This window comes from Paenibacillus sp. FSL H8-0261, from assembly GCF_045040645.1.
Classification (GTDB): domain Bacteria; phylum Bacillota; class Bacilli; order Paenibacillales; family Paenibacillaceae; genus Paenibacillus_AQ.
The window spans coordinates 125,641-147,808 of record NZ_CP150297.1 but is presented as its reverse complement, the minus strand read 5'-3'; the positions used below and the strand labels follow the sequence as shown (position 1 = coordinate 147,808).

Below are 22,168 nucleotides of genomic sequence, written 5' to 3'. Positions count from 1 at the left end.
ACACTATGGCTATTTGTAAGGTTCACAAAAAACCTATTTCCTTTTCGTCACTTTATACAAAAGCATAGTAAGCTTAACAATAGCAGCGTCCCCAAAGCTTCGTACATCTGCTCCGGTCTCTTGTTTTATCTTATCCAGACGGTAAAGCAGCGTATTTCGATGGATATACAACTTCTTGGCGGTTTCACTTACATTACAGTCCATCTCAAAAAAGGTCTCCAAAGTCAGCAGCATTTCTTTATCTGATAGTACAGAGGAGTAGTCACCAATTTGTCCAAGCAACTGTTTGCGGCGTACATCAGGAATGCTGTTAACCAGACGTTCCAAATGCAGTTCCCAAGGTAAATGAATATACTCTCCTACTTGAAAAATACGACCGAGTACAATCGTCTCCCTGAGCAAAGCTACAGATCCAGTCAATCCCTTAACAGGGACTATAGCCGGAGCTACTGCCAAATGGAATACCCCTACCCATTCACTAGCTATCAGCTCATGTAACCCCATACTAGTCTGTGCTAGAAGATCATCTACACTCTCTTCTTCATCATCCTTATCATCCCCGCCCGTAAGTAATTCTTTACGAGCTAAAATTAACCATTCCTTCTCTTGAAGGGGAATAAGCAGAATTTCGTTCTCAAAATAGCTACGCAATAATTTCATCAGTGAACGATAAGAGATCTGTGGACTATGAGCAATCTCACTACTTAGGAGGAATGGAATCATATCTCCGAACAGACGTCCCTTTAGGGTGATCTCATCGGGAATTTCAGTGTCATTCTTCTCTTGCTCTAGCTCCGTGTTCAACCAAGCGCCAAGCTGCCGCGCCTCCACTTCACCTTCTTCTCTAAGCCCTGTAGCTTTAAGTGCAATAGCAAAATTTCGAACTGCATAGTTGACCAGTTGTACTTCCAGAGAGGTGAGCCCCTCCATTTCTACCCAGACAGCGGTTATACGTCCGTCACTCTCATACAAAGGTGCCCAGAGATGACCCTCATGGATTACCAGCTGATCCTGTCCTTCTAATCCCATGCTAAAAAGAGAAGCTGAATGCTGCCTCCCTAACTGCTTGATTCCGGTTCTCTTTCCGGTGAGCTGCTCTAATTTTTTCCGCAATGTCTCACTATCCATAGTCACCATGCTCCACCACTTTTGCTCTTTTCGCCTATTTTAGCATATTCTCTTATATTATGTTAATCGCTACAGTAGCGCGCTACTATAATACAACCATAAAACACAAAAAAAGCCACCACCATAAGGTGATGACTTTCTGTTTGGGATGAGCCATGAAGGACTCGAACCTTCGACACCCTGATTAAAAGTCAGGTGCTCTACCAACTGAGCTAATGGCTCATAAATGGTGGGGGATGATGGATTCGAACCACCGAACACGTACGTGAGCAGATTTACAGTCTGATGCGTTTGGCCACTTCGCTAATCCCCCAGGGAAAAGTGGCTCGAGACGGATTCGAACCGCCGACACGAGGATTTTCAGTCCTCTGCTCTACCGACTGAGCTATCGAGCCATATTAAATTGACATAAAAATAAAGTGGTAGCATTAAACTTCCCACCCTAGTCTTGTGGAAAAAAATGGCGGAACCGACGAGATTCGAACTCGCGATCTCCTGCGTGACAGGCAGGCATGTTAGGCCAACTACACCACGGTTCCGCATTGATAATAATGGTGCCGGCGAGAGGACTTGAACCCCCAACCTACTGATTACAAGTCAGTTGCTCTACCAGTTGAGCTACACCGGCACGGTGTAAAAAGTAATTCTAAAAAAGTAATAATGGTGGAGGCTGAGGGGATCGAACCCCCGACCCTCTGCTTGTAAGGCAGATGCTCTCCCAGCTGAGCTAAGCCTCCAGGTATTATGGTAGCGGCGAAGGGGATCGAACCCCCGACCTCACGGGTATGAACCGTACGCTCTAGCCAGCTGAGCTACACCGCCACAATAATTAGAAATGCTATGGATTGAAAATGGCGGAGAGAGTGGGATTCGAACCCACGCACCGCTTACGCAGTCTAACCCCTTAGCAGAGGGTCCCCTTATAGCCACTTGGGTATCTCTCCAAACGATATCAGTACCACAGCAATCCAAACAGGAATTTGACTCCCTGAAAACTGAATCCGAATTGAATTTGCATTTTAAGTATAGGATAAGCCCTCGACCGATTAGTATTGGTCAGCTCCATGCATTACTGCACTTCCACCTCCAACCTATCTACCTCGTCGTCTTCAAGGGGTCTTACTAATTGGGAAATCTCATCTTGAGGGGGGCTTCACGCTTAGATGCTTTCAGCGCTTATCCCGTCCGTACGTAGCTACCCAGCCATGCTTCTGGCGAAACAACTGGTGCACCAGCGGTACGTCCATCCCGGTCCTCTCGTACTAAGGACAGCTCCTCTCAAATTTCCTGCGCCCACGACAGATAGGGACCGAACTGTCTCACGACGTTCTGAACCCAGCTCGCGTACCGCTTTAATGGGCGAACAGCCCAACCCTTGGGACCTACTTCAGCCCCAGGATGCGATGAGCCGACATCGAGGTGCCAAACCTCCCCGTCGATGTGGACTCTTGGGGGAGATAAGCCTGTTATCCCCAGGGTAGCTTTTATCCGTTGAGCGATGGCCCTTCCATGCGGTACCACCGGATCACTAAGTCCGACTTTCGTCCCTGCTCGACTTGTAGGTCTCGCAGTCAAGCTCCCTTATGCCTTTGCACTCTTCGAATGATTTCCAACCATTCTGAGGGAACCTTGGAACGCCTCCGTTACTCTTTAGGAGGCGACCGCCCCAGTCAAACTGCCCGCCTGACACGGTCCCCGTACCCGGTAAGGGTACTAGGTTAGAACCTAGATACGATCAGGGTGGTATCCCAACGGCGCCTCCACCGAAGCTTGCGCTCCGATTTCTACGGCTCCCACCTATCCTGTACAGATCGTACCCAAATTCAATATCAAGCTGCAGTAAAGCTCCATGGGGTCTTTCCGTCTTGTCGCGGGTAACCTGCATCTTCACAGGTATTAAAATTTCACCGGATCTCTCGTTGAGACAGCGCCCAAGTCGTTACGCCATTCGTGCGGGTCAGAATTTACCTGACAAGGAATTTCGCTACCTTAGGACCGTTATAGTTACGGCCGCCGTTTACTGGGGCTTCGGTTCATAGCTTCGGGTTACCCCTAACCACTCCCCTTAACCTTCCAGCACCGGGCAGGCGTCAGCCCGTATACTTCGCCTTGCGGCTTCGCACAGACCTGTGTTTTTGCTAAACAGTCGCTTGGGCCTTTTCACTGCGGCCCCCTCGTGCTATTCACACTACCGGGGCACCCCTTCTCCCGAAGTTACGGGGTCATTTTGCCGAGTTCCTTAACGAGAGTTCTTCCGCGCGCCTTAGAATTCTCTTCTCGCCTACCTGTGTCGGTTTGCGGTACGGGCACCTTCTCCTGGCTAGAGGCTTTTCTTGGCAGTGTGAGATCATGACCTTCGCTACTACAATTTTCGCTCCCCATCACAGCCCAGCCTTAACGATGTGCGGATTTGCCTACACATCAGCCTCACTGCTTAGACGGACATATCCATCAGTCCGCGTCACTACCCTCCTGCGTCACCCCATCGCTCATAGCGGATTACGGTGGTACAGTAATTTCAAACTGTTGTCCTTCGACTACGCCTTTCGGCCTCGCCTTAGGTCCCGACTTACCCTGAGCGGACGAGCCTTCCTCAGGAAACCTTGGGCTTTCGGCGGATCAGATTCTCACTGATCTTTTCGTTACTCATACCGGCATTCTCACTTGTATGCTGTCCAGCGCTCCTTACGGTACACCTTCAACCCACATACAACGCTCCCCTACCCCAGATACATACGTATCTAGCCATAGCTTCGGTGGTGTGTTTAGCCCCGTTACATTTTCGGCGCAGAGTCACTCGACCAGTGAGCTATTACGCACTCTTTCAATGGTGGCTGCTTCTAAGCCAACATCCTGGTTGTCTGTGCAACTCCACATCCTTTCCCACTTAACACACACTTGGGGACCTTAGCTGATGGTCTGGGCTGTTTCCCTTTTGACAATGGATCTTAGCACTCACTGTCTGACTCCCGGCAATAAGTATATGGCATTCGGAGTTTGACTGAGCTTGGTAATCCTTGCGGACCCCGCACCCAATCAGTGCTCTACCTCCACTACTCTTATACCGAGGCTAGCCCTAAAGCTATTTCGGGGAGAACCAGCTATCTCCGAGTTCGATTGGAATTTCTCCGCTACCCCCACCTCATCCCCGCATTTTTCAACATGCGTGGGTTCGGGCCTCCAGTGCGTGTTACCGCACCTTCACCCTGGACAGGGGTAGATCACACGGTTTCGGGTCTACGTCCACATACTAAATCGCCCTATTCAGACTCGCTTTCGCTGCGGCTCCGTCTTCTCGACTTAACCTTGCATGTTAAACGTAACTCGCCGGTTCATTCTACAAAAGGCACGCCATCACCCATTAATAGGGCTCTGACTTTTTGTAAGCACACGGTTTCAGGTTCTATTTCACTCCCCTTCCGGGGTGCTTTTCACCTTTCCCTCACGGTACTGTTTCACTATCGGTCGCCAGGTAGTATTTAGCCTTAGCAGATGGTCCTGCTGGATTCATACGGGGTTTCACGTGCCCCGCACTACTCGGGATCCGTCTCGGAGAGAACACAGTTTAGGTTACAGGGCTTTTACCTCTATCGCGGGCCTTTCCAGACCTCTTCACCTACCATATTCCTTTGTAACTCCATGTGAGACGTCCCACAACCCCTAAGAGCAAGCTCTTAGGTTTAGGCTGTTCCGCGTTCGCTCGCCGCTACTGACGGAATCACTATTGTTTTCTCTTCCTCAGGGTACTTAGATGTTTCAGTTCCCCTGGTCTGCCTCTACATCTCCTATGTGTTCAGAGATGAGTAACTGCGAATTACCACAGCTGGGTTTCCCCATTCGGACACCCCCGGATCAAAGCTTGCTTACAGCTCCCCGAGGCAGTTTCGTTGTTCGCCACGTCCTTCGTCGGCTCCTGGCGCCTAGGCATCCTCCGTGTGCTCTTATTAGCTTAACCTTGATTTTTCCTAAGAAAAATCTCACTAATAACATTTACTTGTTTGCACAAGTTGCTAAAAGATGTTCTAAAACGCAAATTCGTTTCGGTATCCAGTTTTCAAGGATCAATGTTTAAAGAAGGTATTGAATTAAAAATTATGGTGGAGCCAAGCGGGATCGAACCGCTGACCTCCTGCTTGCAAGGCAGGCGCTCTCCCAGCTGAGCTATGGCCCCATAAAAGATATAAAGTTATATGGTGGGCCTTGGTGGACTCGAACCACCGACCTCACCCTTATCAGAGGTGCGCTCTAACCAACTGAGCTAAAAGCCCATATAACATATATAACATTGTGAATCAACCAAAGAATGGTTGTCCGCTTGGCGGCGTCCTACTCTCCCAGGACCCTTCGGTCCAAGTACCATCGGCGCTGGAGGGCTTAACGGTCGTGTTCGGGATGGGTACGTGTGGAACCCCTCCGCTATCGCCACCAAACGCATACGAAAGAGACTTGCTCTTTCAAAACTGAACACGAGTGAGTGTTCGAACCCTAAGGTTCTATTGTGGAAGTTTAACTTCCGATTTGAATGTCTTCATTGCAGAAGACGATTCTCCATAGAAAGGAGGTGATCCAGCCGCACCTTCCGATACGGCTACCTTGTTACGACTTCACCCCAATCATCTACCCCACCTTCGGCGGCTGGCTCCCTTGCGGGTTACCCCACCGACTTCGGGTGTTGTAAACTCTCGTGGTGTGACGGGCGGTGTGTACAAGACCCGGGAACGTATTCACCGCGGCATGCTGATCCGCGATTACTAGCAATTCCGACTTCATGCAGGCGAGTTGCAGCCTGCAATCCGAACTGAGACCGGCTTTGATGGGATTGGCTTCACCTCGCGGTTTCGCTTCCCGTTGTACCGGCCATTGTAGTACGTGTGTAGCCCAGGTCATAAGGGGCATGATGATTTGACGTCATCCCCACCTTCCTCCGGTTTGTCACCGGCAGTCACTCTAGAGTGCCCAGCCTTACCTGCTGGCAACTAAAGTTAAGGGTTGCGCTCGTTGCGGGACTTAACCCAACATCTCACGACACGAGCTGACGACAACCATGCACCACCTGTCTCCTCTGTCCCGAAGGCCGCCACTATCTCTAGTGGATTCAGAGGGATGTCAAGACCTGGTAAGGTTCTTCGCGTTGCTTCGAATTAAACCACATACTCCACTGCTTGTGCGGGTCCCCGTCAATTCCTTTGAGTTTCAGTCTTGCGACCGTACTCCCCAGGCGGAGTGCTTACTGTGTTAACTTCGGCACCAAGGGTATCGAAACCCCTAACACCTAGCACTCATCGTTTACGGCGTGGACTACCAGGGTATCTAATCCTGTTTGCTCCCCACGCTTTCGCGCCTCAGCGTCAGTTACAGCCCAGAAAGTCGCCTTCGCCACTGGTGTTCCTCCACATATCTACGCATTTCACCGCTACACGTGGAATTCCACTTTCCTCTTCTGTACTCAAGTCACCCAGTTTCCAGTGCGACCTCAGGTTGAGCCCAAGGTTTAAACACCAGACTTAAATGACCGCCTGCGCGCGCTTTACGCCCAATAATTCCGGACAACGCTTGCCCCCTACGTATTACCGCGGCTGCTGGCACGTAGTTAGCCGGGGCTTTCTTCTCAGGTACCGTCACTCCGATAGCAGTTACTCTACCGGACGTTCTTCCCTGGCAACAGAGCTTTACGATCCGAAAACCTTCATCACTCACGCGGCGTTGCTCCGTCAGACTTTCGTCCATTGCGGAAGATTCCCTACTGCTGCCTCCCGTAGGAGTCTGGGCCGTGTCTCAGTCCCAGTGTGGCCGTTCACCCTCTCAGGTCGGCTACGCATCGTCGCCTTGGTGGGCCGTTACCCCACCAACTAGCTAATGCGCCGCAGGCCCATCCCTCAGTGACAGATTGCTCCGTCTTTCATTCTTTCTTCAGGAGAAAAAAGAAATTATCCGGTATTAGCTACCGTTTCCGGTAGTTATCCCAGTCTAAGGGGCAGGTTGCCTACGTGTTACTCACCCGTCCGCCGCTAAGTTGTTTTGAAAGCAAGCTTTCAAAACAACTCCGCTCGACTTGCATGTATTAGGCACGCCGCCAGCGTTCGTCCTGAGCCAGGATCAAACTCTCCAATTAGTATTGAAAAGAGCGATATGCTCATTTTGAAACATCTGACGAGAAAATTAATTCTCTAATTTTGGATTTCACTTTCGTGATTTCCCACTCACTCGTTGTTCAGTTTTCAAAGATCAATGTCTCATCTTTCGTTGTCGTTGCTTGTCAGCAGCGACCTTTATAATATATCACAGCACCTTTGTTTTCGTCAAGCGTTTTTTTAATTTCTTTTTTTCGCTTACCGTTTCAGCAAGTTGTTAATCAACATCTTGTCCAAAGGGGCGAGACTTAATGTATCATATTTTTCAAACTCACGTCAAGCATTAAAACAAAATAATTCTTAATCCTATTAACATTACTACGCCTGGAAGACCAAGAACCGTTACTGCGCCTATGGTTGCGGGATTCAGGGGAATATGAACTTGTGTGATTAAACCCGAGAAATTCACTACATATATCGTGAGCGCAGCCAGTACCAAATGAGCTCCGAACAGACTAAGCCATCCAAAGCCAAGTTTTTTCCGGAATACAATTACACTTAACAATACAACCGATATGACCAGTACTCCTATAGCTAACATTCTTAGCATGTTGATCCCTCCTATATCTCCATTTGGTTAGCGCCTACATCTGACTGCTATTTAATCCAATGCTCTTTGCATGTTTGAGATGTATCTGATACTTACGCTCTGCTGCCTCTAAAATATAAATAGCATAATCAATTTGATCTTGACCCAACGCTTCATCAAACATTAGGTACGCTCTCTCCCACTCAGATTGCGCCTTACGAACCTCCAGCAACGTTTCCCAGCCCTCCGTATCTTTTCTACCCTGTTCTTCATCTGCTCCCCGCCACAATGAGGTCCACCATCCCATTACTCATTCCTCCTCAGAATAATTTCGATGCAAAATTACATCTCGTTATTCTCATTCATATCGGGATAGGGACAAACTTAGAACAAAAAAAGGAGGCCCAGGGGGCCTCCTTTTGAAAAACACGACTTTAGAGCTACTAGAATAGCTCACGACGACCTTCCAACGCTTTGGACAAGGTAACCTCGTCGGCATATTCAAGATCGCCACCAACAGGCAAGCCATGGGCTATTCTGGTGATTTTAATCTCAAAAGGCCGAACTAGACGAGAAATATACATCGCCGTTGCCTCACCCTCAATGTTGGGGTTGGTCGCCATGATAAGCTCACTCACTCTTTCATCACTCAAACGAGTCAATAATTCCTTCAAGCGAATATCATCAGGGCCTATACCTTCCATAGGTGAAATCGCACCCTGAAGAACGTGATAATACCCATTAAACTCTTTGGTTCGTTCTATTGCCACCAAATCCTTGGAGTCTTGGATCACACAGATTACTGAAGGATCTCTAGTTTTGTCCTGACATATCTTACACGGGTCCGTATCCGTAATATTACAGCAGACGGAGCAATAATGAAGATTACGCTTGACACTTACTAGCGCTTTAGCAAAATCAATGACGTCATCCTCTTTCATGTTAAGCACATGAAAAGCTAACCGGGCGGCTGTCTTCGGCCCAATCCCGGGCAAGCGCGTAAAAGCATCGATCAGCTTGGCTAGCGGTTCGGGATAATACAAATTAATAATTCTCCTTTAGACGAAAGTGGAGTGAGTGAATTAGAACAAGCCTGGGATCTTCATTCCACCAGTAAATTTACCCATATCATTGTTCGCAAGATCTTCAGCTTGAGTCAAAGCATCATTAACTGCAGTGATTACCAAATCCTGTAGCATTTCAACATCTTCCGGATCAACAGCTTCTGGCTTGATTTGGATAGAAAGCAGCTTTTTGTGGCCATTAACTTGAACTGTAACTACACCGCCACCTGATGAGCCTTCAATCACCTTGCCCCCTAGTTCTTCTTGAGCTTTAAGCATTTGCTCCTGCATTTTCTTAACTTGCTTCATCATTTGGTTCATATTATTCATACATCATCTCTCCTTTGGAATGCGCAATTTGCGCTAGTATGCTTACATTACTCTTTTATGACAACAAGGTCTTCTCCAAAAAGCTGGATAGCCTCATCAATCCAAGGTTCAGATTTCGCATCTGCAGTATCATGTTCATGCTCTAGCCGCAACTCTTCCTTGCTAGGCTGTCCCACTGACTTCTGAGCGGCTTCGTTCCAATCGCGCTGCATAATAGTTACCAGTCTATAAGGTTTACCAAGACGCGCTGCAAACACATTCTCAATGACCTGTCTGTTTGCTGGCTTCTCCGTTGTATCACGATGAATCGTGTTCTTAAATGCAACAAGCACAGCATCGTCCATTACAGATACAGGTTCTCCGTCTACAAACCACGCATGAACCGTTACCTTCTCCTCTTTTACCCCTTGCAAGACAAGACTCCACTGTTTATAGATAGCTGCAAAATCAGGACTATCCTTACCAGCAATAAACTTATCAACATTTGGAGGCATTTTGGAGGTTGCAGAGATTCTAGGCGCAGAACTTGGAGTCGGATTCGATTTCGCAGAAGAGGCACCATCTCGCCCACCTCCGGAAATACCACCGGCCTGCAATGCCTGCTCCAGCTTTTTCTCCAGCGCAGTAATCTGTCTCTTGAGCAGATCCAGTTCACCAGAGTGGACTGCAGGAGCATTCGCCCCTGACCCAGCCTGCAATGCACCTAACGGAGCAGCTGATGCGGTCTCACTTTCCTCTTGCTGCAAGCTACAAAGCTTCATCAGCGCGACTTCAAACAAAGTCTGCGGATGAGTAGCATATTTCATTTCACCCAGGTACTTATTAAGTGTATCTACGATCTGAAACAGACGATCCCGGGAAAATGCGGTGGCCATATCTTTAAACTCGGCGGGATTAAGCACTCGCTCCGTCAGTTGATCGGCCCCAGGTACCATCTTAATCATTAATAAATCACGGAAATAATACATAAGATTCTCTAGACATTTATCAGCACTCTTACCTTCATGCATAAGCTGTTCAACAAGCTCCAGCAGAAGACCCATATCACCTTCCAATATGGCAGTGGCAAGACGTGCAAATTGCTCAGAGGGTATCCCTCCGGTCATCCCCAGGACTTGCTCGTACGTAACTTTGCCATCTGTAAAAGATGAAATCTGATCCAGCAAACTCACTGCATCGCGCATACCCCCATCAGAAAGGCGGGCAATATACTGCAATGCGTTAACATCAGCTGTAATCCCTTCCTTCTCACAGATAGCACTCAGATGTGCTGTCTGCTCTTCCAAAGCTACTCTGCGGAAGTCAAAACGCTGACAACGAGAAATGATCGTCGCTGGCAATTTATGAGGTTCCGTAGTCGCAAGGATGAACATTGCATGTGACGGCGGTTCTTCCAATGTCTTTAATAGCGCATTAAATGCTTCTGTTGTCAGCATATGCACTTCATCAATAATATACACTTTACGGCGCACCTCGGTAGGTGCATATTTCACCTTGTCCCGGAGGTCGCGAATCTCTTCTACGCCCCGGTTGGATGCCGCGTCTATTTCCTGCACATCCATCACATTACCCGCAGTGATTCGCAAGCAGGAAGGACACTCGTTGCAAGGCTCCGGACCTGGCCCACGTTCACAATTGACCGCTTTCGCTAAGACTTTAGCAGCACTTGTCTTACCAGTTCCCCGCGGACCACTGAACAGATAGGCATGCGAAACCCGCTGTTCACGAATTGCGTTCTGCAGCGTTTGGATAATGTGCTGTTGTCCAACCATGTCTTGAAACGACTGCGGCCGCCAAGCACGGTACAGCGCGATATGTTCCACTATGCATTACCCTCTCTTAGGCTGCCTCTTTCCCGGCATTTGTCGCAAATTTATTATACTATATTCATCGGCCATTGACCAAAAACAAAAAGCATCTTTGCTTGTGGCAAAGATGCTGTTATAAACAGAATTATAAACCGTGCACCTGTTATTGATGACTACGATCCAAGCGGCAACCCTACATGACTGCTCGGGCTAGGCCACCCTCCGGCACAAGAGTAAACTTACTTATGGCTGCTTCCTTCCGGACCTGACCAGGTTCATAAGCACTCATTGCGGAGGACCCAACCGTCAACACAGCCCGTAGGAACCAAGGCCTCACATCGATAGCACCTCTAACAGGAATTCAACCTCGCTACAGCGGATTGCGAGTTACAGGGCACCGCTACCTCCCCGTCTAGCACGGCGAAGATAAGTATAGCTCACGCTCGGACAAAAATCAACTCCAAGACATAAAATGAGCCCCCAGCGAGAAAGCTGGGAGCTCGATCTAACCATTAAGCCGCTAAGCGGCTGTTCCAATTAGATACCGTATTTCTTCTTGAATTTATCAACGCGACCGCCGGCATCCAGGAACTTCTGCTTGCCAGTGAAGAAAGGATGGCAGCTGGAGCAAATTTCAACACGAAGCTCTTGTTTAACAGAGCCAGCTTCGAAAGAGTTGCCACATGCGCAGGTTACCTTAGTTAAGTTATACTTTGGTTGAATTGCTGCTTGCATTTTGAATTTCACCTCTCATGCCCTAAGCCTCATGCGGACCCAGAGTTATATGATTACACTGTGGTATTTTAGCACGAAAAATTCAATTGATCAATATGTTTCATTGGTAATTCATTGGTACATTTACTCTATTAAATGTTGAGTTGCCGTTGCTTTACCCGAGCCATATTTGCTGGTGGTACATGTGTGTAAGAACCAATAACAACATCCGGCAATTCGTCCCGGAAAATTTCCAGCATCGTCTTCATGCCGAGAATTTCACCCTTAGCAGGAGGAATTAACTCCAGATAACTCTCTGGATCAATGTTCAGATTACGCATCTGAATAAGCTTCAGATCCGTACGTCTTACAAACTCCACCATTGCCTCAATCTCTTCTTCGCGATCAGTTACTCCAGGGAAAATCAGATAGTTGATCGATGTGTAAACACCTTGCGAGGCAGCATACTTCAAAGACTTCTCTACATTAGCCAATGTGTAGCCACGTGGTTTGTAATACGCATTGTAATGATCATCTAAGGCACTGATCGTGCTGACACGCATCAAATCCAGCCCAGCATCGACGATTCCACGAATATGATCGCTTAAACCAGCATTGGTGTTGATATTAATGTAGCCCATGTCAGTAATCGAGCGCACTTCACGGATTGCTTCTATAATAAGTTTTGCCTGCGTAGAAGGCTCACCTTCACAGCCTTGTCCAAAACTGATAATCGATTCAGGCGTCTTCAAGTGCTCCAACATAACTTGTGAAATTTCATTGACCGTTGGTCGGAAATTCATACGAGTCTGCGGAGACACAAAACCACTATCATCAGGTTGCTCAGAAATACAGCCAAAACATCCAGCATTACATGAATAAGAGACAGGTACACCGCCCTCCCAACGCCCTAAGAAGGTGTTGGAGGAAGTCAGGCATTCATAACCAAGCGCACAGTTAGAAAGATGCTCATAGAGACGGTTATCAGGATATTTGGCAGTCAACTCGCCAACGCTTACCTCAAGATCCTGTTTATCACAGTTCAGTGGGTTCCACTTCTCCGGATTATCGGTTGGATCCGCCGCAACATAGAACCCGCCATCCTTCCACACTACAGCCGAATACCCAAACAGAGGAAGCTTGTAAGACTTATCTGTCTTTACATACCCAGGAAGACACAAGCGAGTATAGCCCTGAGGCAGCAGCGCGCCTACAGCCTGTGAGCCATCCGGCAACGCCATCATTTCACCTGTCTCAGGATCCATACCCACAGCCCGCGTACTAGGCAAGCCCACAAGAGTGGCGCCTTCAGGCAGCGGAATCAACTCTTCCTCCAACATTTCAACGATCATATCCCCACTACGGGCTAACCCGTACAGTTCTGGATGATCATATACGTTTCCTTGCCCGTCGGCATATACCAAATACATGTTAGTCTCCTCTTATTATCAATTCTCAAGTTGTAGGTACTGAAGAAGTCTTTGCCCGTGTTGTGCGACGAGCAGCCGTACCACTGTTGGAAGTTCCTCCGCTACTTGCAGTTCCATTTGGCGATTGTTTAGCTCCCGCAACGTCAAATGATGCTAAGAATTCAGCATTAGTCTTTGTATCACGCAGCTTTTTGATGAATCCCTCCACAAAATCGTAGGATTCATTCATATTTTTGCGAATCGCCCAGATCGTATCAAGCTCTTCTTTGCTCAAGAGCACTTCTTCACGACGTGTACCTGAACGACGAATATCAATAGCAGGGAATATACGGCGTTCCGCCAATTTGCGGTCCAAATGAAGCTCCATATTACCAGTACCCTTAAACTCTTCATAAATAATATCATCCATACGTGATCCGGTATCAATTAAAGCAGTTGCTAAAATAGTCAGTGAACCGCCCTCTTCTACATTCCGTGCAGAGCCAAAAAACCGTTTCGGCCGATGAAAGGCTGCTGGGTCAATCCCCCCACTAAGCGTGCGTCCAGATGGTGGAACCACAAGATTATACGCACGTGCAAGGCGGGTAATGCTGTCTAAAAGAATAACTACATCCTTCTTGTGCTCAACTAAACGAAGAGCTCTTTGCAACACAAGTTCGGCCACTTTAATATGATTCTCTGGAAGCTCATCAAACGTCGATGCAACCACTTCGCCTTTTACTGAACGCTGCATATCAGTTACTTCTTCGGGACGCTCATCTATTAGCAATACAAAGAGTTCAATCTCAGGATTATTAGTGGAAATACTATTGGCAATTTCTTTCAAGAGGAGCGTTTTTCCTGCTTTAGGAGGTGCTACAATCAAACCCCGCTGCCCCAAACCTACAGGAGCGAGCAAATCCATTATTCGGGTAGACAAATGAGTAGGGGATGTTTCAAGCGGTAGCTTGTCTTGCGGATAAAGTGGTGTTAATGCTGGAAAATGTAGTCGCTCCGCTGCGCTAGCAGGGTTCTCGCCATTAACGGCATTGACTTGAAGCAGGCCAAAATATCGTTCATTTTCTTTCGGCGTCCGGCATTTCCCAGATACAAGATCTCCGCTTCTGAGATCAAACTTCCGAATTTGTGAGGCTGAGATATAAATATCTTCAGCGCTAGGCAAATAGTTAATCGGCCTTAGAAATCCATAGCCCTCAGGTAGAATTTCCAGTACGCCTTCCATAAACATAAGACCGCTTTGCTCTGCCTGTGCCCGAAGGATCGCAAAGATCAGTTCCCGTTTCTTCAGCTGTCCGTAATAAGGGATCTGGTATTTCTTGGCCAGCTTATACAACTCGGTCAGCTTCATTTCTTCCAAATCGGAAATTTGAAGATCCATGTAATAACCACCTATTCAATTTTTAAATGAGTTCGCCCTAGTCTATCTACTAGGCAAAATGATGAGTCTATTAAAATGCCCATTAGGATATTAATACCCAATTTGGAAGGATATATGCGGTAAATAAGCAAATAAACCTCCTTCCAAACGGGATATCCTAATTTTATTCGTTCTCACGCCAAACATGAGCACCAAGTTGTCGAAGGTTGCTCACTAAATTATCATAACCACGGTCAATATATTCTACGCCGGTCACCTCGGTGATCCCATCCCCTACTGTCAATCCAGCAATGACAAGAGCAGCGCCTGCCCGTAAATCAGTCGCTTTCACCTTTGCAGCGTTAAGCTTACCACCCTCAATAATTGCAGAACGGCCTTCAACGCGTATTTTCGCGCCCATCCGTACCAATTCTGGCACATGTTTAAAACGGTTGCTGTAGACGAAATCGCTAAGCACACTAACGCCTTCCGCCTGTGTCAACATACTTGTCATAGGAGATTGTAAATCTGTAGGAAAGCCAGGATAGGTCAACGCTTTGACATCTGCGTGCTCATATTTAGCTCTACCTATAACGCGAATACTTTCGTCAAGCTCTTCAATATCAACGCCCATCTCTAAAAGCTTGGCCGTTAAAGCTTCTAAGTGCTTAGGAATAACGTTATCTATCAACACATTACCACGCGTAGCCGCAGCGGCAATCATATAAGTTCCTGCTTGAATCCGATCGGGAATAATGGAGTGACGGCAACCGTGCATCTCCGATACCCCTTCGATTCTGATGGTTTCTGTACCGGCGCCTTTAATAACAGCGCCCATAGAGTTCAATAGGGTTGCTACATCTATAATCTCAGGCTCTTTAGCCGCATTTTCAATAATTGTGGAGCCTTTGGCACGTGAAGCCGCCAGCATGATGTTAATAGTGGCACCTACGCTTGATACGTCTAAATAAATCTTCGCACCGCGTAGCTCTTTAGCATATAAGTGGATAGAACCATGTTCGTTGGTAACTGTTGCTCCCAGTGCCTCGAATCCTTTGATATGCTGATCGATTGGACGAGGTTCGAAGTTACAACCACCGGGTAGACCTATTGTCGCTTCTTTGAATCTTCCAAGTAGAGCTCCCATCATATAATACGAAGCTCGAAGTTTCTTAACCGGACCATTAGGCATAGGTATAGATACAATACGCGAAGGATCAATTTTCATCTGGTTGCCTGACCAAGATACACTTGCGCCAAGCTCTTGCAAGATTTCGGAGTAAACGGCTACATCACTAAGGGACGGTAAATTATCAAGAACAACTTCAGATTCGGCCAAAATCGCCGCAGGAATAAGTGCAATAGCACTATTCTTTGCTCCACTGATGGTTACAACGCCCTCTAGCGGACGTCCACCGCCAATCATTAATTTTTCCATAGATTTATCAATTTCCCCCTACGTGTATTGCAGCTGTGTGGGCAATACGTGCTGTGGACTTTTAGTGATGAAAATGGAAAGACACCGGCTAAGCGGTGTGCTTTCCTCATCAAACTATTCAACTGGGCAGAGCTACACCCTGCCCTTTACAAATTGCTTGTCCACCTGTGGCGGAAGCTAACAATGATTAGGCTTTGTTGTTGGATCCAAATTCGCGGATTTTACCGATAACGGTTTCTTTGATCGCATCGCGACCTGGTGCGATGAATGTACGTGGATCGTAAGCATCAGGTTTAGCAGCTAGAACTTCGCGAACAACTTTTGCGAACACGATTTGGTTCTCAGTGTTTACGTTGATTTTGGAAGTACCCAAGGAGATAGCTTTCTTGATGTCATGTTCAGGAATACCTGTACCACCATGAAGAACCATTGGGATGTTAGTAGCGTCGCGGATTTCTTCCATTTCTTTAAATCCGAGGTTAGGCTCGCCATGGTAAGGTCCATGAACGGAACCTAGTGCAGGAGCCAAAGTGTCGATACCTGTTTCTTTAACAATACGTACGCACTCATCAAGCTTAGCATACATGATGCCGCCGATAACGTCGTCTTCTTGTCCACCAACAGTACCTACTTCTGCTTCTACAGAAACACCTTTAGCGTGAGCATATTCAACGACTTTTTTAGTCATATCAATGTTCTCATCGATTGGGTGGTGGGAACCGTCGATCATTACGGATGTAAATCCAGCATCAATTGCTGCTTTACATTTATCAAAGCTAGATCCATGGTCAAGGTGGATCGCTACAGGAACTGTGATATTCATATCGATAATTAGACCTTCTACCATTTTAACAACAGTAGTGAAGCCGCCCATGTGACGTGCTGCGCCTTCGGATACACCAAGGATTACTGGTGATTTCTCTTGTTCAGCGGCACCAAGAATAGCTTGTGTCCACTCCAAGTTGTTAATGTTGTACTGACCTACTGCGTATTTTCCTTCAAGTGCTTTGTTCAACATGTCTGTCATAGATACTAATGGCATGGTTTCATCCTCCTAAGAATGTTGGTTGGCTATGTTTTTAAACCGACATCACATACAGGCTTATTATAACACATCCTGAGTCAAATACTAAATAGGATAAACAAAAAAATGTCCCGGTGGGACGATTTTTATCCAGCCCGTATAGCATTTGCACTCAAACTGTTTATAATCACCATAACCAAATAGAATCGATACAGAAAATATTACTTTAACTGCATTGATCTACAGACTTATTATGAAGATGCATATTGACCGCTACCCGCATTTCATCGATGTCAAATGGCTTTGTGAAATGCATCAATGCGCCTAGCTTGGTTGCTTCCTTAATCATATCCAGCTCCCCATAAGCGGTCATCATTATGACCTTAATGGATGGATTTAGTTCCTTCAGATGCTTCAAAATCTCGAGTCCATCCATTCCCGGTATTTTCATATCGAGCAAAACCAAGTCAGGAGACTCACTGCGAACAATGTCTAAGGCCAATTTTCCGTTAGCTGCTTGAAATGTCGTATATCCTTCGCTATTGAACACTTCCATAAGAAGAATCCGAATCCCATTCTGATCATCGACAATTAACACTTTCTTTTTTTCCATATAATACCCTCCCAGAGATTAAGCCAGATTGACTATACCGCGCTCTCCACAGCTAACGGCCCCTTCAGAAACTAACCCATACGAAACCTATTATTCGTGCTTCACTGCTCAAATCCTGCTAATTGGATAAAATGGGTAAATAAAGAGTCTGAATTACAGTGATGTCATTTACGGAGCTCTTCAAAATGGACAAACAGGCATAAACACCTTCGGCGTCCCTATAAGGACGGTAAGCGTTTAAGCGAAAAATATTAGACATATAGGATAGATGAACAACTTATACTTTCGAATAGTTAAAAAAAAGAGCCTCCTATGGGAGGCTCTTCAGGTTTGATATAAAACCCGTAGGTTCCAATTATATTTACAAAATTACTGCTGTTCGGAATGAGTCAAAGAAGCTTTGACGAAATCACGGAACAACGGTTGTGGACGGTTTGGACGTGAAGTGAATTCCGGATGGAATTGAACCGACAAGAACCAAGGATGTCCCGGAAGCTCTACGATCTCAACTAAACGGCCATCTGGAGAGGTTCCGGAAATAACCAGACCTGCTTTTTCAATCTCATCACGGTACGTATTGTTGAACTCATACCGGTGACGGTGACGCTCATAAACCAGTTCATCATCGTAGCAAGACATTGCCAGGGAACCCTCAGCAATCTTACAAGGATACAAGCCAAGGCGCATAGTACCGCCCATATCTTCAATATCCTTCTGCTCAGGAAGCAGATCGATCAGTGGATATGTTGTGTTCGGATCAATTTCGGAGCTATTCGCACCTTGTAGACCTAGAACAGAACGGCCATATTCGATTACGGAAACTTGCATACCTAAGCAAATTCCGAAGAAAGGTATCAATTTCTCACGGGCATAACGAATCGCGGAGATTTTACCTTCAATTCCCCGATCACCGAAACCACCAGGAACAAGAATACCACCAATACCACGCAGCATTTCATCCACGTTCTCATCCGTAATTTCCTCTGCATTCACCCAGCGAATCTTAACCTCTGCATTAGCAGCAAAGCCTGCGTGTGAAAGTGATTCAACAACGCTCAAATAAGCGTCATGCAGTGCTACGTACTTACCAACAATCGCAATTTCCACTGTTTTTTCAAGCTTCTGAATCCGTTCAAGCATACTTTCCCATTCACGCATATCTGGCGCAGGTGTTGTAAGCTTCAAATGATTAACAACAATCTCGTCCAATCCTTCATCACGAAGATTCAATGGAACTTCATACAACGTTGAAGCATCGCGGCATTCCACAACAGCATTAGCATCAATATCGCAAAAGAGTGCGATCTTCGCTTTCATATCTGCGGAAAGCTCATATTCCGTACGGCACACGATGACATTCGGTTGAATACCGATACTGCGCAGCTCTTTAACACTGTGTTGTGTCGGCTTTGTCTTCACTTCTCCAGCAGCCTTGATATAAGGAATCAAGGTTACGTGGATATACATCACATTTTCCCGTCCGATATCACTCTTGATCTGACGAATGGCTTCCAGGAACGGAAGACTTTCAATATCACCTACGGTTCCACCAATCTCTGTGATTACAACATCAGAGTTGGTCTCGCGGCCTGCACGGAACACGCGTTCTTTGATCTCATTCGTAATGTGTGGGATAACTTGTACAGTTCCGCCCAAATACTCTCCACGACGTTCCTTGCTGATTACGGATGAATAGATCTTACCTGTCGTCACATTGTTGTTCTTTGACAGATTAATATCAATAAACCGTTCATAGTGTCCAAGGTCAAGGTCAGTCTCCGCACCGTCATCGGTTACGAATACTTCACCGTGCTGATAAGGACTCATCGTTCCAGGGTCTACGTTAAGATACGGATCAAATTTCTGAATCGTTACCTTTAGACCTCTGTTTTTGAGCAGCCTGCCCAGCGAAGCGGCGGTAATGCCCTTGCCCAGGGAAGACACAACGCCACCCGTTACAAAAATATACTTTGTCACTGTAAAACCCTCCTAAATAAAGTCCAGACATAAAAGCGGCGCATGGTGTTTATCGTAACCCGTTTTACTATCATCAAAACAGGGGAAATCAAAAGTTTGATTCACCGGGGAAAACATAAAGCGTCGTCCCGCAAATTACATAAAACTACAGCTACTTTGCATCTAAAAAAACAAAAAAGTGACACCCGTAGAACCGGGGCACTTTTTATTTTAAGAAACGCGTTTATTAACTTACATGATAAGCCCATGCAATAGTTTACTCTGACGTTCCCCCACTGTCAAGGGAGGAATTATACCATCAGCAAGACTCTTTGAAATTATTTATCTTACTTGTCAGCTTCTGCATCGTCTTCATCTGAGTCATCTTCTGCATCGTCTTCATCTGAGTCATCTTCGTCTATGTCATCTTCATCGATCACGACATCTTCGTCGACTTCTTCTTCGCTGTCGTCGTCGGAATAGAGGTCGTCGCGATCTTCGTCGATAGCGTCGAAATCCTCTTCTTCAGCAGCGTAGTTTTCTTCTTCTTCAGCAAAGTCGTCATCTTCCAAATCATCGTCTTCATCGTTGATGATACGCACGCGTTTGGTGTTACCAACCGGATCATCAGAGCGCTCTAGAGGATACCAGCGTTTCAATCCCCAAAGGTTGGTTCCGACACAGGCAAAACGCCCATCAATGTTAATCTCGGTATATAACTGGGCAATAGTATCTTGGCTTTGTTGATCGGTCATGCCGCGCAACTTGGCTACCTCGACCATCAGATCACGGTAATAATACGGTGTATTGGCTGCCTTAAGCACTAGAAAGGCCAAATCCACCATCGGCATTTCTTTAACTTTCTCAGGGTCTAGCTTTAAATTGAGTGGCGTACTCACTAAAGGACACTTCCTCTCACGCATTGTTCACATTACGGTTTATTTCAATAATATCCATTAACAAAACTAAGTAAAACCTATTTGACAACAAATTGCAAGTCAAAAGCGGTAACAGCTAACAGAAAGAGCCTTCAGGCTGTTATCCATAGCAGAAACCTGTCTCCATCTTGAAGAAGGATAAACCCAAAACATATGTACCGGTTTGAAACTTATAATTCCTTTTAAATAAAAAAAGGCGGAGGAAACCCTCCGCGCATGACTGTATCCACGCCAAGGATCGGCTCCTTACGTGATGTTACAAAGAGAGTGTTAATCTCTTCTGTCTATTTTATGTAAAGCGCCGTCTTTTGACACGATGGGCAGCCCATTTCGTTAAAAAAGGGCAAGTTCCCATTCGGACCCCCTCTTCCACTCATACAATATGGCAGCAGGGCACCGAGGAGGGGACAGCGAAACCTATGGACTATTACAAATTTTGGAACATGCTTCTTGAAGAAATATCGGTTGCCCCCAACAATGGTGAGCGGCGTATTCTTACCTTCAATGATCCCCGCCAGTATGCCGGGGCATTCACACAATGGAAGGCGCTGAAAGCGAAGCAGCCTGAGCTGCGGCAAGTGCAGGTATCTCCGCTGATTCGGGCCTTTTTTGTGCCTGCTGCCGGAGCTGGAAAACTAATGAACCGATTTGCAGACCTCCTAAATGTCGAAGAGGATCTACAAATACAAATCCATTCCATAGCTAACGAAAAGAGCGGTACCGCCACACTCCCTTGGGGAGTAAAAGCCATTCATGCTCCTCAGGCATGGTCCAAATCAACCGGAGTTCACGTCAAAATCGGCGTAATCGACACAGGTGCTGATTACCGCCATCCCGATCTGAAGCATTCATTAGCCTCTGGGGTCAACTTACTACACCGCGGAATGTTGCCGCTAGATGATAATGGACACGGGACTCATATCGCCGGCACTCTAGCTGCGGCAGGAGGAACACGCGGTATGATGGGAGTGGCTCCACGAGCGTTGCTATATCCAGTCAAGGCTTTTGATCATAGCGGCTCCGCGTATGTATCGGACATTGTACTGGGCATTGATTGGTGCGTACAGAATAAAATTGATATCATCAATATGAGCTTCGGAATGAAAACTAGAAGCAAAGCGCTTCACAATGTGGTTATTAAAGCGTACCGAGCCGGAATCGCTGTCATCGCCTCATCCGGGAATGATGGAAAACGTGGCGGAGACTATCCCGCACGTTATCCTGAGACGATTGCCGTGGGTGCCATCGATAAAAGACATCGTGTTGCTGGCTTCAGCAACCGCGGTTCTTATATCGATGTCTATGGCCCCGGCGAAGGCGTGACCTCCTGTTGGCTGAAGGAGGGCTACAAAGAGATGAGCGGCACCTCCATGGCGACCTCTCATGTCACGGGAGCCGCTGCACTGCTGCTCTCGGTGCGACCGGGGCTCTCGCCAAGGGAGCTGAAGCTGCTCTTGCGCCGCACCGCGTCCCCGGTGCGGCTGCGCAAGGGGCAGCGACGCGCATCCCTTGGCGGCGGCGCTGCCGATGCCCTACGCCTGCTGAAAGCAGGAGTGAGGGCCAAGCGGGCGGTATCCGCGAACGTATAGACCCTACCCGGGCACCGGGTGGGTCACTCTGACGTGAGCGCAGCTTGTGCCGGTGCGAAGAACGGCACAAAATAAAATCCGCCTCCCAGGGAACCGGAAGGCGGATTTTTTGTCGTTTG

At 47.0% G+C, this 22,168-nt stretch carries 15 protein-coding genes, 10 tRNA genes, 3 rRNA genes and 1 other RNA gene; 1 reads left to right on the top strand and 28 read right to left on the bottom strand.

Annotated elements, in window-relative coordinates:
- Nucleotides 1–33 precede the first annotated feature (33 nt).
- The 28 genes from MHI27_RS00730 to rpoE form a co-directional block, all read right to left on the bottom strand.
- On the bottom strand, nucleotides 34–1,128 hold the full coding sequence (locus MHI27_RS00730) for a CdaR family transcriptional regulator (RefSeq protein ID WP_042183986.1): 1,095 nt from the start codon (nucleotides 1,126–1,128) through the stop codon (nucleotides 34–36).
- Between the two features lie 149 nt (nucleotides 1,129–1,277).
- Nucleotides 1,278–1,350: transfer RNA gene (locus tag MHI27_RS00725), tRNA-Lys, on the bottom strand.
- A gap of 5 nt (nucleotides 1,351–1,355) precedes the next feature.
- Nucleotides 1,356–1,441, bottom strand: a tRNA-Tyr gene (locus MHI27_RS00720).
- Between the two features lie 9 nt (nucleotides 1,442–1,450).
- Nucleotides 1,451–1,523 (bottom strand) — tRNA-Phe (locus tag MHI27_RS00715).
- A gap of 66 nt (nucleotides 1,524–1,589) precedes the next feature.
- A tRNA-Asp gene (locus MHI27_RS00710) sits at nucleotides 1,590–1,667 on the bottom strand.
- A 13-nt stretch (nucleotides 1,668–1,680) separates the two neighbouring features.
- Nucleotides 1,681–1,756: transfer RNA gene (locus tag MHI27_RS00705), tRNA-Thr, on the bottom strand.
- Nucleotides 1,757–1,789: 33 nt separating this feature from the next.
- Nucleotides 1,790–1,865: transfer RNA gene (locus MHI27_RS00700), tRNA-Val, on the bottom strand.
- An 8-nt stretch (nucleotides 1,866–1,873) separates the two neighbouring features.
- A tRNA-Met gene (locus tag MHI27_RS00695) sits at nucleotides 1,874–1,950 on the bottom strand.
- Nucleotides 1,951–1,980: 30 nt separating this feature from the next.
- Nucleotides 1,981–2,072, bottom strand: a tRNA-Ser gene (locus MHI27_RS00690).
- Between the two features lie 82 nt (nucleotides 2,073–2,154).
- Nucleotides 2,155–5,083: ribosomal RNA gene (locus MHI27_RS00685) — 23S ribosomal RNA — on the bottom strand.
- Between the two features lie 140 nt (nucleotides 5,084–5,223).
- Nucleotides 5,224–5,299: transfer RNA gene (locus MHI27_RS00680), tRNA-Ala, on the bottom strand.
- Between the two features lie 20 nt (nucleotides 5,300–5,319).
- Nucleotides 5,320–5,396 (bottom strand) — tRNA-Ile (locus MHI27_RS00675).
- Between the two features lie 45 nt (nucleotides 5,397–5,441).
- Nucleotides 5,442–5,558 (bottom strand): 5S ribosomal RNA (gene rrf / locus MHI27_RS00670).
- Between the two features lie 124 nt (nucleotides 5,559–5,682).
- Nucleotides 5,683–7,240, bottom strand: a 16S ribosomal RNA gene (locus tag MHI27_RS00665).
- Together the 16S, 23S and 5S rRNA genes with 10 tRNA genes alongside form the textbook arrangement of a ribosomal RNA operon.
- 302 nt (nucleotides 7,241–7,542) lie before the next feature.
- Nucleotides 7,543–7,800: a pro-sigmaK processing inhibitor BofA family protein gene (locus MHI27_RS00660; protein ID WP_405176674.1), complete on the bottom strand. Its 258-nt coding sequence runs from the start codon at nucleotides 7,798–7,800 to the stop codon at nucleotides 7,543–7,545.
- Between the two features lie 43 nt (nucleotides 7,801–7,843).
- Nucleotides 7,844–8,095, bottom strand: a complete 252-nt coding sequence (locus tag MHI27_RS00655) for a DUF2508 family protein (protein WP_052404100.1) — start codon at nucleotides 8,093–8,095, stop codon at nucleotides 7,844–7,846.
- Nucleotides 8,096–8,231: 136 nt separating this feature from the next.
- Nucleotides 8,232–8,831, bottom strand: coding sequence for a recombination mediator RecR (gene recR / locus MHI27_RS00650; protein ID WP_042123249.1), 600 nt, complete (start codon nucleotides 8,829–8,831; stop codon nucleotides 8,232–8,234).
- A gap of 39 nt (nucleotides 8,832–8,870) precedes the next feature.
- A complete protein-coding gene (locus tag MHI27_RS00645; RefSeq protein WP_042183982.1) occupies nucleotides 8,871–9,182 on the bottom strand; it encodes a YbaB/EbfC family nucleoid-associated protein in 312 nt (103 codons plus the stop codon).
- A gap of 47 nt (nucleotides 9,183–9,229) precedes the next feature.
- Nucleotides 9,230–11,005, bottom strand: coding sequence for a DNA polymerase III subunit gamma/tau (gene dnaX, locus MHI27_RS00640; RefSeq protein ID WP_076301044.1), 1,776 nt, complete (start codon nucleotides 11,003–11,005; stop codon nucleotides 9,230–9,232).
- A 137-nt stretch (nucleotides 11,006–11,142) separates the two neighbouring features.
- Nucleotides 11,143–11,411: signal recognition particle sRNA large type (gene ffs / locus MHI27_RS00635), an RNA gene on the bottom strand.
- A 116-nt stretch (nucleotides 11,412–11,527) separates the two neighbouring features.
- Nucleotides 11,528–11,725, bottom strand: a complete 198-nt coding sequence (gene rpmE / locus MHI27_RS00630; RefSeq protein WP_042123239.1) for a 50S ribosomal protein L31 — start codon at nucleotides 11,723–11,725, stop codon at nucleotides 11,528–11,530.
- A gap of 131 nt (nucleotides 11,726–11,856) precedes the next feature.
- A complete protein-coding gene (locus MHI27_RS00625) occupies nucleotides 11,857–13,134 on the bottom strand; it encodes a radical SAM protein (RefSeq protein WP_042183978.1) in 1,278 nt (425 codons plus the stop codon).
- A gap of 25 nt (nucleotides 13,135–13,159) precedes the next feature.
- Nucleotides 13,160–14,512 (bottom strand): transcription termination factor Rho, encoded by a 1,353-nt coding sequence (gene rho, locus MHI27_RS00620; protein ID WP_042123234.1) that lies wholly within the window; start codon nucleotides 14,510–14,512, stop codon nucleotides 13,160–13,162.
- 163 nt (nucleotides 14,513–14,675) lie between these two features.
- The gene (locus MHI27_RS00615) at nucleotides 14,676–15,929 is read right to left on the bottom strand and encodes a UDP-N-acetylglucosamine 1-carboxyvinyltransferase (RefSeq protein WP_060623903.1); all 1,254 of its coding nucleotides are present in this window, start codon (nucleotides 15,927–15,929) and stop codon (nucleotides 14,676–14,678) included.
- A 187-nt stretch (nucleotides 15,930–16,116) separates the two neighbouring features.
- Nucleotides 16,117–16,971: a class II fructose-1,6-bisphosphate aldolase gene (fba, locus tag MHI27_RS00610; RefSeq protein WP_036679934.1), complete on the bottom strand. Its 855-nt coding sequence runs from the start codon at nucleotides 16,969–16,971 to the stop codon at nucleotides 16,117–16,119.
- Between the two features lie 208 nt (nucleotides 16,972–17,179).
- Complete coding sequence (locus MHI27_RS00605) at nucleotides 17,180–17,566, bottom strand: response regulator (RefSeq protein ID WP_042123230.1); 387 nt, start codon at nucleotides 17,564–17,566, stop codon at nucleotides 17,180–17,182.
- A 369-nt stretch (nucleotides 17,567–17,935) separates the two neighbouring features.
- Nucleotides 17,936–19,543 (bottom strand): CTP synthase, encoded by a 1,608-nt coding sequence (locus tag MHI27_RS00600; RefSeq protein WP_076286902.1) that lies wholly within the window; start codon nucleotides 19,541–19,543, stop codon nucleotides 17,936–17,938.
- 326 nt (nucleotides 19,544–19,869) lie between these two features.
- Complete coding sequence (gene rpoE, locus MHI27_RS00595; protein WP_042183972.1) at nucleotides 19,870–20,421, bottom strand: DNA-directed RNA polymerase subunit delta; 552 nt, start codon at nucleotides 20,419–20,421, stop codon at nucleotides 19,870–19,872.
- A 458-nt stretch (nucleotides 20,422–20,879) separates the two neighbouring features.
- On the opposite strand from rpoE, the gene MHI27_RS00590 reads away from it, so the two are divergent.
- The gene (locus MHI27_RS00590; RefSeq protein ID WP_405175364.1) at nucleotides 20,880–22,049 is read left to right on the top strand and encodes a S8 family peptidase; all 1,170 of its coding nucleotides are present in this window, start codon (nucleotides 20,880–20,882) and stop codon (nucleotides 22,047–22,049) included.
- Nucleotides 22,050–22,168 lie beyond the last annotated feature (119 nt).